Source organism: Azospirillum sp. A23, assembly GCF_042938965.1.
Classification (GTDB): Bacteria; Pseudomonadota; Alphaproteobacteria; order Azospirillales; family Azospirillaceae; genus Azospirillum; species Azospirillum melinis.
Genome location: NZ_CP170667.1, coordinates 1,248,597 through 1,260,957, shown reverse-complemented (window position 1 = coordinate 1,260,957; position 12,361 = coordinate 1,248,597). Strand labels below are relative to the sequence as shown.

Sequence of the window (12,361 nt, the reverse complement as noted above, 5' to 3'; positions counted from 1 at the left end):
ACCATCCAGACGCGAATCCCCGCCGCAACGCCAGCCCGTTCGCTTAGGATATAAAGGGTAACGCGAACGGAAGAAAGCCGCAGCGCGCGTCACAGGCAACTTCGTGACTTTTTCGCAACTGCGGTAGGATCGGCGGCGGGGCACCCTGTCGGGGCGGATTTATCGGTGTTACCGTTGCGGCGGCGACCCTGGACCAAACCATGGCGCGAACATCATCGAACAGGCATGAGGCGGGGTTTTCAATGGCGATCCACGTCGCGCTGAACCACAAGACGATCTATCGCTACGACCGGCCGGTCTCCCTCGGCCCCCAGATCATCCGGCTGCGCCCGGCGCCCCATTGCCGGACACCGATCCTCAGCTATTCCCTGAAGGTCACGCCCAAGCAGCATTTCCTGAACTGGCAGCAGGACCCGCAATCGAATTTCCAGGCCCGATTCGTTTTCCCGGAAAAGACCCGCGAGTTCGTTGTCGAGGTCGATCTGGTCGCCGAGATCGCCGCGATCAACCCGTTCGACTTCTTCCTGGAGGAGAAGGCGAGCCACATCCCCTTCGCCTACGAGGACTGGCTGCAGCGCGAGTTGCGCCCCTATCTGGAGACGGAGGAGCCGGGTCCGGAACTGGCCGCCTACCTGACCGACATCCCGCGGGACAAGACGCCGACCATCGACTTCCTGGTGGCCGTGAACCAGCGGCTTCAGCAGGAGATCGGCTACGTCATCCGGCTGGAACCCGGCATCCAGAGCTGTGAGGAGACGCTGACCAAGCGCACCGGATCCTGCCGCGATTCGGCGTGGCTGCTGGTGCAGATCCTGCGTCACCTGGGGCTCGCCACCCGCTTCGTCTCCGGCTACCTGATCCAGCTGACCACCGACCAGAAGGCGCTGGACGGCCCGTCCGGTCCGGAAAGCGACTTCACCGACCTGCATGCCTGGGTGGAGGTGTTCCTCCCCGGTGCCGGCTGGGTCGGGCTGGATCCGACCTCCGGCCTGCTGGCGGGCGAAGGGCACATCCCGCTGGCCTGTACCCCCGATGCGTCTTCCGCCGCCCCCATCTCCGGCCTCGTCGATGAGGCGGAGGTCGAGTTCGGCCATGAGATGTCGGTCACCCGCATCTACGAGGCGCCGCGAGTCACCAAGCCCTACAACCCGCAGCAATGGGCGGCCATCGAGGCGCTGGGCCACCGCGTCGACGAGGATCTGAAGGCCGAGGATGTCCGCCTGACCATGGGCGGCGAGCCGACCTTCGTGTCCATCGACGACATGGACGGCGCCGAGTGGAACACGACGGCGCTCGGTCCGCAAAAGCGCAGGATGGCCGCCGACCTGATCCATCGGCTGATGGCGCGTTTCGCCCCCGGGGGGCTGCTGCATTTCGGCCAGGGCAAATGGTATCCCGGCGAATCCCTGCCACGCTGGGCGATGACCGTCTATTGGCGCCGCGACGGCGGGGCGCTGTGGGCGAACAGCGACCTGCTGGCACGCGAGGACACCGATTACGGCCACACGGCGCAGGATGCCGGCGTCTTCCTGATGGCGCTGGCGAAGCGGCTGGGCCTCGACCCGAACCTCGTGCTCGGCGCCTATGAGGATCCCTGGCACTACCTGCGCAAGGAATCGCAGCTTCCCATCAATGTCGATCCGCTGAACAGCAAGCTGGAGGACAAGGAGGAGCGGGAGCGGCTGACCCGCGTCTTCACCCGCGGCCTGGCGGAGCCGGTGGGCTTCGTCATGCCGATCAACCGCCGCATGACCCAGCAGGGTCCGGTCTGGCTCTCCAGCACATGGCCGCTGCGCCAGGAGAAGCTGCTGCTGATCCCCGGCGACAGCCCGGTCGGCTACCGCCTGCCGCTGGGGTCCCTGCCCTGGGTGTCGAAGTCCGACTATCCCTATGCCTGGGAAACCGACCCGTTCGAGGATCGCGGCCCCTTGCCGCCGCATCCGGTGCAGCGCCGGCAGGAGATCCGCGGCGCCGTTCAGGAATCCGACCGCGGCGTCCACACGGACAAGCGGATCGCCCAACGCCAGCGCATCATGGCGGAAATCCGCGACGAACTGCCGGAGGACGGCAAGTCGGCCTGGTGGGTGGTGCGCACCGCCCTGAGCTGCGAGGCGCGCAACGGTCGCCTGCACCTGTTCATGCCGCCGATGAGCACGCTGGAAGACTATCTGGCGATGCTGGCGGAGATCGAGGCGACGGCGGTCGAACTGGAGATGCCGGTGGTCATCGAAGGCTACCAGCCGCCGAAGGACCCGCGGCTGAACTCGCTGGCCGTCACCCCGGACCCCGGCGTGATCGAGGTGAACATCCACCCGGCCCACAGCTGGGACGATCTGGTGCGCAACACCATCACCCTGTACGAGGATGCGCGCCAGTCCCGCCTGGGGGCGGAGAAGTTCATGATCGACGGGCGCCATTGCGGCACCGGCGGCGGCAACCATGTGGTGATGGGCGGCGCCACCGCGGCCGACAGCCCCTTCCTGCGCCGCCCCGACCTGCTGCGCAGCCTGATCACCTACTGGCAGAACCACCCCGCCCTGTCCTACGTCTTCTCCGGCCTGTTCATCGGCCCGACCAGCCAGGCGCCGCGGGTGGACGAGGCGCGCGACGACCAGCTCTATGAGCTGGAGATCGCCTTCAACCAGATCGATCAGGCGGCGGCGAGCGGCAACTGTCCGCCCTGGCTGGTCGACCGGGTGCTGCGCAACCTGCTGGTCGACGTGCAGGGCAACACCCACCGGGCGGAGTTCTGCATCGACAAGCTCTATTCGCCGGACAGCTCCACCGGCCGCCTCGGCCTTGTCGAGTTCCGCGCCTTCGAGATGCCGCCGCATGCGGAGATGAGCCTGACCCAGCAGCTTCTGATGCGGGCGCTGGTCGCGCGCTTCTGGAAGCATCCCTACAAAGGCCGTCTGGTGCGCTGGGGCACCGAGCTTCACGACCGCTTCATGCTGCCGCACTTCCTCCAGCAGGACATGGCCGACGTGCTGCAGGATCTGCGCGACCATGGCTATCCGCTGGAGGACAGCTGGTTCGCGCCGCACTTCAACTTCCGCTTCCCGGTCTACGGCCATGTCAACCAGCGCGGCATCACCATGGAACTGCGCATGGCGCTGGAGCCCTGGCACGTCCTGGGCGAGGAACCGGGCGGCGGCGGCACGGTGCGCTATGTCGACAGCTCGGTGGAGCGGGTGCAGGTCCGCGTCAGCGGCCTGATCGACGCCCGCCATGTCATCACCTGCAACGGCCGGCGCGTGCCGCTGATCCCGACCGGGGTGGAGGGCGAGTTCGTCGGCGGCGTGCGCTACCGCGCGTGGCAGCCCCCCTCCTGCCTGCATCCGACGATCCCGGTCCACACCCCGCTGATCTTCGACATCCTGGACAGCTGGGCCGGCCGGTCCATCGGCGGCTGCACCTATCACGTCATGCATCCGGGCGGGCGCAACTACGAGACCTTCCCGGTTAATGCCAACGAGGCGGAAGGGCGCCGTCTGGCCCGCTTCTTCCCCTTCGGCCATACCCCCGGCCCGATGGACAGCCCGGCGGAGGAACGCAACCCGCAATTCCCGATGACACTGGATCTGCGGCGGGGCTGAGTTTCGACGACCCGACGGCGTCGGATCGGTCCGCAATTTCCGGCAAGCCGGAGCGTCGCCTTGCGCGGCGCTCCGGTTTTTTCGTTTCAGGACACCGGTCTGCGATCATCCATCGATGACAGGATCGCCACGGAATCTTTCCTCTTTCGGATGGATCCCAGGTCCACCAGCCTTGCATCGACGGGCGGGGACGTTCAGACTGTTGCTTCCTTCATAGGCAATACGCACCAGTCAGACCTTGTCCCAGCCCGATCAGCCATTCCGCGCGCCGGCATCCGTGGTCCCGTCCGGGATGCCGCCGGTCCCTTTCACCCAGGGATCGCTGTTCGGCGAGGCCGACGCCATCGGCTACGGCTCCGGACAGGTCTATGACGAGATGGTGAACGGCCAGGGCCGGCTGCGGCCGCACTGGCAGATTTTCATGAGTTCGCTGGGGCCGCTCGACTCCGAACAGATGGCGCAACGCTGGGAGGAAGCGCGGCGGCTTCTGCACCAGAACGGCGTCACCTACAACATCTACGGCGATCCCAACGGGATGGAGCGGCCCTGGCCGCTCGACATGATGCCGCTACTGCTGCCGGCCCATGAATGGAAGGCTATCGAATCGGGGCTGATCCAGCGGGCGTCGCTGCTGAACGCCATCCTGACCGACATCTATGGACCGCAGACGCTGACCCGCTATGGCCGGTTGCCGCCATCGGTGATCCATGCCGACCCCGGCTTCCGCCGCGCGGTCCACGGCATCCGGGTTCCGAACGACGTCCATCTGCATTTCTACGCCGTCGACCTCGCCCGTGCGCCCGACGGTCGCTGGTGGGTGCTGTCCGACCGGACCCAGGCGCCGAGCGGCAGCGGCTATGCGCTGGAAAACCGCGCGGTTATCGCCAAGGTCCTGCCCGACAGCTTCCGCCATTGCCAAGTGGAGCGGCTGAGCGGCTTCTTCGACACCTTCAAGGAAACGCTTTTCTCCATCGCGCCGCGGACCAGTGCCGCCGGGCGATTGCCGCGCGTGGTGCTGCTGACCCCCGGCCCCTACAACGAAACCTATTTCGAGCATGTCTATCTCGCCCGCTATCTCGGTCTGACCCTGGTGGAAGGGGCGGATCTGACGGTGCGCGACCGGACGGTCTATCTTAAGACTCTGTCCGGGCTGGAGCAGGTGGACGTCATCCTGCGCCGGCTCGACGCCGATTTCGCCGACCCGCTGGAGATGCGCGCCGACAGTTCGCTCGGCGTCGCCGGGCTGATCGAGGCGGTTCGGGCCGGCACCGTCGTGATGGCCAACGCGCTCGGCTCCGGCCTGATGGAATCGATGGCGATGAAGTCGTCGCTGCCGACGCTGTGCCGCCACCTGCTGGGGGAAGAACTGCGGCTGCCCGGCGTCGCCAGCTGGTGGTGCGGCAACGATGCGGAACGCGCCTACGTCATCGACCATCTCGACGGTCTGGTGATCAAGCCGGCCTTCCCGTCGCTGTCCTTCGAGCCGATCTTCGGCGCCCAGCTGTCGGCTGCCGAACGCTCTGCCCTGACCGAGCGGATCAAGCGCCGCCCCTGGTATTTCGTGGCGCAGGAGCAGATGGCGCTCTCCACCGCCCCGGTCTGGCAGGACGGCCGGCTCCAGCCGCGCCCGCTGGTGCTGCGCGTCTTCCTCTGCGCCACCCCCAGCGGCGGCTATGCGGTGATGCCCGGCGGCCTGACCCGCGTGTCCAGCGAATCGGGGCGGCTGGTCGTGTCGATGCAGAGCGGCGGCGGCAGCAAGGATACCTGGATCCTGGCGCCGCGGCGTGCCGACGTGGTATCCGGCCAGCCGCGCCCGTCTGCGCTGGCAATGGAGCCGACGGCCAGCGGTGCGCGTCCATCCGCCAACGACCTGCCCAGCCGCGTTGCCGACGGTCTCTATTGGCTCGGCCGCTATGCCGAACGGGCGGAGGGCGCGCTGCGTCTGCTGCGCGCGACGCAAAGCCGCCTGATCGACAGCAACATGCCGGGCGCCACCTTGCAGCAGCGCCCGCTGCTCGACCTGCTCGGTTCGCTCGGCATGATCCCGGCGGAACTGGCGCGGGTGACGGAAAGCGGCACCAGCCGCGGCCTGCGCGATGCGCTGCATGCGGCGGTGACGGACCCGGACCATCCCAACAGCCTGCGTGCCCAGGTGCTGAGGCTGCACCGCACCGCCTATTCGGTGCGCGACCGCCTGTCGATGGACATGTGGCGGGTGGTATCGGCAATCGACCGCCAGACCCAGCAGCCGAAGGGACGCATGGACGCGGCCTCGCTGCTGCTGCGGCTGGACGATGCGATGATCATGCTGGCCGCCTTCTCCGGCCTTGAACAGGATAGCATGACGCGGGGGGCCGGCTGGCGCTTCCTCGACATCGGCCGGCGGATCGAGCGGTCGCTGCATATGGTGGCGCTGATGCGCGGGGTCCATGTCGCCGATCTCGACCGCCAGGACGAGCCGATGCAGGCCGCCACCCTGTCGGTGCTGCTGGAGTTGGGCGAGAGCGTGATGACCTATCGCGCCCGCCACCTGACCAGCGTGCTGCGCACGCCTGTGCTGGACCTGCTGCTGGGCGAGGAAGCCAACCCCCGTGCGCTGGCTTTCCAGCTGGCGGCACTCGACCGGCACATGCGGGCGCTGCCCAGCCAGGGCGTCGGCACCGGGACGGACCCGACCGGCGGCGCGCTGGCCATCGTCGCCGCCGCGCGCAACAGCCTGGAACGCACCGACGCCATGGCCTCCAGCGAGGCGCTGCGCACGCTGCTGGACACGCTGGCGATGACGCTGCCGGACGTGTCGAATTTCCTGGCTCACGCCTATTTCAGCCATGCCTTCGCAAGATCGGCCTGAAGCGATGACGCCTCCGCCCTCCGCTCCCGCTTCCGGCAGCAGCGATCTTTCCACCCGCTATCGCCTGCGCCACTCCACCGCCTACGACTATGGCGAGGACGTGCCGATCTCCCACCATCTGCTGCACCTGACCGCCCGGCCGCACCCGCGCCAGCGCATCCGGCGCAGCCTGCTGACCATCGACCCGGTCCCGGCCGTGCGGACGGAGCGGGTGGATTATTTCGGCAACACCGTCACCTACGTCGCCGTGCAGGAGCCGCACCGGACTTTCTCCGTCATCGCCGAAAGCGAAGTGGAAGTGTTCGATCCGCCCGCATTGGTGCCCGACGATTCGCCAGCGTGGGAGCATGTGCGCGACAGCCTGCGCGGCCTGACAGGGCCGGACGACGGTGCGGAGATCACGCAATACTGCTTCGACAGCGCGCTGGTCGCCTCCAGTCCGGAACTGCTGGACTATGTCCGGGGAAGCTTCACGCCGGGCCGTCCGGCGGTCGCGGCGGCCATCAGCCTGATGAACCGCATCAACCGCGAGTTCGCCTTCGATCCCACGGCCACCACGGTCGCGACTCCGCTGGCGTCCGTGATGCGCAACCGCCGAGGCGTCTGCCAGGACTTTGCCCATATCGCCGTCGGCTGCGCCCGCGCCATCGGACTGCCGGCACGCTATGTCTCGGGCTATCTGCGTACCCTGCCCCCGCCCGGCCAGCCGCGGCTGGTGGGTGCGGACGTCAGCCATGCCTGGGCCTCGGTCTGGTGCGGGGCGACCGCCGGCTGGCTCGACATCTGCCCGACCAACGCCTGCATCGCCAACCGCGACTTCATTACAATCGCCTGGGGACGCGATTATGACGACGTCAGCCCGGCCCGTGGCGTCCTGCTGGGTGGAGCCGGCCATGGCCTGACCGTCAGCGTGGACGTCGAACCGCTGGAAGACTAAGGGAAACGCCTCAGGCTTCCAGCGGTATGCCCAGCATACGGTGCAGCGTGTTGCAGATGGTGCGCGGGTTGACCGGCTTGCTGAAGATCTCCAGCGGTTTCCAGCGCTCCTGCTTCAGGTCGCTGTCCTCCGTCAGGTAACCGGTCATCACCACCACCGGCAGGGTGGCGTCGCGGTCACGGATTTCTCGGATCAGCGTCTCGCCATCCATGCGCGGCATGCGAAGGTCGGTCACCAGCGCGTGTATCCGCTCGGCGGCATAGCGCTCCAGCGCCTCCACCCCATTGGCGGCGACGGTCACCCGGAAGCCTTTGAAGGACAGGAAGTCCTCCAGCGCCATGGCCGCCAGCACCTCGTCTTCCGCGATCAGGATATGGAACCGATCAGGCATGCGAGAACTCCCTGTCGACTGAGGAGACCGGTTGGCTCGGCAGCGTGATGGTGAAGCGGACGCCGCGGCCTCCACCTTCCAGATCGACGTTGCGCGCTTCGATCCGCCCACCCATGCCGTCGATGATTCCATAGCCGATCGACAGCCCCAGGCCGGATCCCTTGCCGACCTCCTTGGTGGTGAAGAAGGGATCGAATATCTGTGGCAGCACCGAGGGATCGATCCCGCCGCCATCGTCGGTCACCTGGATGACCACGCTATACCCGTCGGGATCGTCGCCGACCGCCACCATGATGCGTCCCGCTGCTCCACCCGTTGCACGAAGTGCGACGATCGCGTCGCGTGCGTTCGAAAACAGGTTGAGGATCACCTGCTCCAGTTCAAGTGGCCGTCCGGATACCGCCAGTTGCGCCGCCCAGCCTTTCTCGACGATCTCGATGTCTTCCTGACGATATTGATGGCGGACAAGCTCGACCGCGCTCTGAACGCAGTCGGCGGGATGGAAGGTCCGCATGCCTCCGCCGTCCCGTCGCCCGAACATGCGAACATGGTCGATCAGTTTGCCCATGCGCTCGGTCTGCTCGATCACCAGCTTCAACGCCTTCTCCGCACGGGCGGGTTCGAGCAGATTGTCATGCAGGCGGGTCAGGGTGTTTTCCGTCCACAGACGAATGACGTTCAGCGGCTGGCTCATCTCGTGCGCCATGCCCGCAGCCAGCGTGCCCAGCGTCGCCAGCTTGGAGGTTTGGATCACCTCCTCCTGCAAGCGCTTGCGTTCGGTCACGTCGCGGCCGCTGCCAAGGATCTGGACGACCCGGCCGGCGGCGTCCTTGACCGGCACGAGCATGGTGTGGAAAACGCGCTGGCCGGCCGGCATGTCCAGCGTCTCTTCGTAATCGATGGATTTGCCGCTGTCGCGGCAGGCGGCGTAGCGCGGGATGACCAGATCGGCCAGTTCCGGGTTCACCGCATCTCGGACACGGCGGTTCCGCATCAGATCGGGGTCCAAGCCGCCGATTCTCGCCAATGCCGGATTGATCGCGTCGTAGGCGAAGTCACCGTCGGGAAGAACCTGGACGATGAACAGCGCCTCGCCCAGGTTGTTGAAGAAGCCCGAATAGCGGGCCTCCATTTCGCGCCGGGTCGCCACCTCCAGTTCCAGGGCGCGGTTGCTTGCCTCAAGCTCCCGCGGGCTGGGCAGGGCCAACAGGCGCGGCATCAACCACCAGAGCGCCGCGGCGGTCGCCAGCGAGGCGAAAGCGGTGATCAGCTTCACCAGACCTTCGAGCACATAGTCGGGAGTCCACAAGGTCCAGACCGACAGGAAATGGGTGGTGCCGCAGGCGATGATGAACAGCGCGAACAGCAGCGCCATCCAGCCGAAGGCCACGTCGCGGCGGCGCATCACGAAATAGATCAGGGCCACCGGGATCGAGAAATAGGACAGGCCGATCAGCACGTCCGACGCGACATGCAGCATCAGGATGTCGGGGCGCCAGAGCAGGCAGACCCCATGGGGCACGAAACCGCCGGTGTCCAGAAGCTCTTCCAATCCCACCGCCATGTCCGCCTCTTTTCCCACCGTGCCCGTCCGACGGAGGACGTTGATTAGGCGTCGAAACCAACTGACGCATCGGCACACGTTCCGCCACCGGACCGACTCCGTCAAGCCGTCAATCCGTTAAGGGCAGATCTGTGAGGTTTCTCTACTGAAAGGACGCCCGCTCCGTGGTTACGGCCACGTGAGCGGGCGTTTGCGTCACGCGGCGGTGTGGACCTTGCGATTCTGCTCGCGTGTCTTCAGGAAGCGCAGCGCCGGGAAATCCTCCTGCGCGCGGTTCAGGTGCCAGGCGTTGCGGGCGAGGAACACCAGTGCGCCGTCATGGTCCTCGGCCAGCGCCGAGCGGTTCAGCTCGATGAACTTTTCCAGCTGAACCTTGTCGTCGGTCTCGACCCAGCGGGCGGCGTCCAGCCCCGCACCCTCGAATCGGGCGGCGATGCCGTATTCCGCCTCGATGCGCGAGGCCAGAACCTCGAACTGCAGCTGGCCGACGACACCGACGACCCAGTCGGCGCCGGTCAGCGGCTTGAACACCTGGGAAGCGCCTTCTTCGGCGAAATGCTCCAGCGCCTTGCGCAGGTGCTTCACCCGCATCGGGTCGTCCGGGCGGACGCGCTGCAACAGTTCCGGCGCGAAGCTCGGCACGCCGGTGAAGCGCAGATCCTCGCCCTCCGTCAGCGTGTCGCCGATGCGAAGGCTGCCATGGTTGGGGATGCCCATGATGTCGCCGGGCCATGCCTCCTCCGCAACCTCTCGGTCGCGGGCGAGGAACAGAACGGCGTTGTTCACCGCCATCAGCTTGCCGGAGCGGATGTGCTTCAGCTTGGCGCCGCGCTTGTAACGGCCGGAGCAGAGACGGACGAAGGCGATGCGGTCGCGGTGGTTCGGGTCCATGTTGGCCTGGACCTTGAACACGAATCCGGTGACCTTCTCCTCGTCCGGTTCGACGGTGCGCGGATCGGCCGGCTGCGGACGCGGCGGCGGGGCGTTCTCCGCCAGACCGGACAGCAGCTCGCGCACGCCGAAATTGTTGATGGCGGAGCCGAAATAGATCGGGGTCAGATGGCCGGCGCGATAGGCCTCCAGATCGAAGGCCGGCATCAGGCCGCGCGCCATCTCCACCTCTTCACGCAGCTTGGCGACGGCGTGGGCGGGAAGCAGCTCGTCCAGACGGGGATCGTCCAGGCCGTTGCACTCGATGCCTTCGTCGATCTCGTCGCCCTTGCTGCGGTCCATCAGGATCAGCCGGTCGCGGATCAGGTCGTAGCAGCCCAGGAAGTCGCGGCCCATGCCGATGGGCCAGCTGGCCGGCGTGACCTCCAGCGCCAGCGCGCTCTCGATCTCCGAGATCAGGTCGAAGGGATCGCGCGCCTCGCGGTCCATCTTGTTGCAGAAGGTCATGATCGGCACGTCGCGCAGACGGCAGACCTCGAACAGTTTCAGCGTCTGCGCCTCGATGCCCTTCGCGCCGTCGATCACCATCACCGCGCTGTCGACCGCGGTCAGCGTGCGGTAGGTGTCCTCCGAGAAGTCCTCGTGGCCCGGCGTGTCGAGCAGGTTGAAGGTGCGCCCGTCGAAATCGAATGTCATGACGGAGGCGGTCACCGAGATGCCGCGCTCGCGCTCCACCTTCATCCAGTCCGACTTGGCGCGCCGCTGCTCGCCGCGCGCCTTGACGGCACCGGCCATCTGGATGGCACCGCCGAACAGCAGCAGCTTTTCCGTGAGCGTGGTCTTACCGGCGTCGGGGTGCGCGATGATGGCGAAGGTCCGACGGCGGGAGACGGCGTCCTGAAGTTCGGACATGCGCAGAATCCCGTGACTTGAAGGCGTTATACGGTACGAACGGCGAAAGGGCCGACAGGCGAAACACGCCCGTCGGCCCCCGTCGCATTACATAGCAGTGCCTGCCCTGGGATTCCAGAGCATTGCCGTCTGCCTTACAGCGCCAGCTCGGCGATCTGCACGGCGTTCAGGGCGGCGCCCTTCAGCAGCTGGTCGCCGCAGACGAACAGGTCCAGGCCATGATCGCCGAAGACGATGTTGTTGCGGATGCGGCCGACCTCGACGTCATACTGGCCGGTGGCGTTCAGCGGCATCGGGTAGGCGCCGTTGGCCGGATCGTCCACCACCTTCACGCCGGCGGCGTCGGCCAGGACGGCGCGGGCAGCGTCGGGCGTGACCGGCTGGATGGTCTCCAGCGTGATGGCCTCGGAATGGGCGCGGTAGGTCGGAATGCGGACGGCGGTGCAGCTGACCGGCAGATCCGGAACCTCCATGATCTTCCGCGTCTCCCACGTGACCTTCATCTCCTCCTTCGTGTAGCCGTTCTCCTGGAAGGCGTCGATCTGGGGGATCAGGTTGAAGGGGATCGGGTGGCGGAACACGCTGTTGGTGACCGGCTTGCCGTCCAGCTGGTTGCGAGTCTGCTCTTCCAGCTCGGCCATGCCCTCGGCGCCCGCGCCGCTGGTCGCCTGATAGGTGGAGACGATGGCGCGCTTGATGCCGAAGGCCTTGTGCAGCGGACCGAGCGCCACGACGGCGATGGCCGTGGTGCAGTTCGGGTTGGCGATCAGGCGCGACCCGGCAGCGTACGCCTCGCGGAAGACGTGGGCGTTGATTTCCGGAACGATCAGCGGGATGTCGGCGTCGTAGCGGAAGGCGGAGCTGTTGTCGATCACCAGCGCACCGGCCGAGGCCAGATCCTTGGCGTGCGCCTTGGCGAAATCGCCCGACACCGCCAGCAGGACAACGTCGTACCCCTTCACCACCGCGGCATCGAAAGCCGTCAGGGTCAGGGCGCCATAGGGGGTGTCCTGAACCTTGCCGGCGGACCGCTCGGAGGCGAACAGGCCGAGTTCGGCGACCGGGAAGTTGCGGTCGTGAAGGACCTTGACCATCTCGCGGCCGACGGCGCCGGTGGCGCCGACCACGGCGACGCGGAGGGACTTGGAAGAAGCGGAGGCGTTGCTGCTGCTCATGGCGGGGTTCCGTCCTGTCTATCGCACTGTTGATCGGACCGGCC

The 12,361-nt window shown here is 66.9% G+C and carries 7 protein-coding genes; 3 read left to right on the top strand and 4 right to left on the bottom strand.

The window, feature by feature from the left end:
• Positions 1–242: 242 nt before the first annotated feature.
• From ABNQ40_RS23305 to ABNQ40_RS23295, 3 genes are all read left to right on the top strand, one after another.
• Positions 243–3,596 carry a DUF2126 domain-containing protein gene (locus ABNQ40_RS23305; protein WP_109051551.1) on the top strand — a complete coding sequence of 1,118 codons (3,354 nt, stop codon included), beginning with the start codon at positions 243–245 and terminating at the stop codon, positions 3,594–3,596.
• A gap of 292 nt (positions 3,597–3,888) precedes the next feature.
• The gene (locus ABNQ40_RS23300) at positions 3,889–6,447 is read left to right on the top strand and encodes a circularly permuted type 2 ATP-grasp protein (RefSeq protein WP_109051550.1); all 2,559 of its coding nucleotides are present in this window, start codon (positions 3,889–3,891) and stop codon (positions 6,445–6,447) included.
• 4 nt (positions 6,448–6,451) lie between these two features.
• Entirely contained in the window at positions 6,452–7,384 is a 933-nt protein-coding gene (locus ABNQ40_RS23295) for a transglutaminase family protein (protein WP_109051549.1), read from the top strand.
• Between the two features lie 10 nt (positions 7,385–7,394).
• Here the strand turns inward: ABNQ40_RS23295 and ABNQ40_RS23290 are convergent, their stop codons facing one another.
• From ABNQ40_RS23290 to ABNQ40_RS23275, 4 genes are all read right to left on the bottom strand, one after another.
• On the bottom strand, positions 7,395–7,775 hold the full coding sequence (locus ABNQ40_RS23290; protein WP_109051548.1) for a response regulator: 381 nt from the start codon (positions 7,773–7,775) through the stop codon (positions 7,395–7,397).
• A complete protein-coding gene (locus ABNQ40_RS23285) occupies positions 7,768–9,339 on the bottom strand; it encodes a sensor histidine kinase (protein ID WP_109051547.1) in 1,572 nt (523 codons plus the stop codon). Before ABNQ40_RS23285 ends, ABNQ40_RS23290 begins: the two co-directional genes overlap by 8 nt.
• Before the next feature lie 195 nt (positions 9,340–9,534).
• On the bottom strand, positions 9,535–11,142 hold the full coding sequence (locus ABNQ40_RS23280) for a peptide chain release factor 3 (protein WP_109051546.1): 1,608 nt from the start codon (positions 11,140–11,142) through the stop codon (positions 9,535–9,537).
• A gap of 134 nt (positions 11,143–11,276) precedes the next feature.
• Positions 11,277–12,317, bottom strand: coding sequence for an aspartate-semialdehyde dehydrogenase (locus ABNQ40_RS23275; protein WP_109051545.1), 1,041 nt, complete (start codon positions 12,315–12,317; stop codon positions 11,277–11,279).
• Between the last annotated feature and the right edge of the window lie 44 nt (positions 12,318–12,361).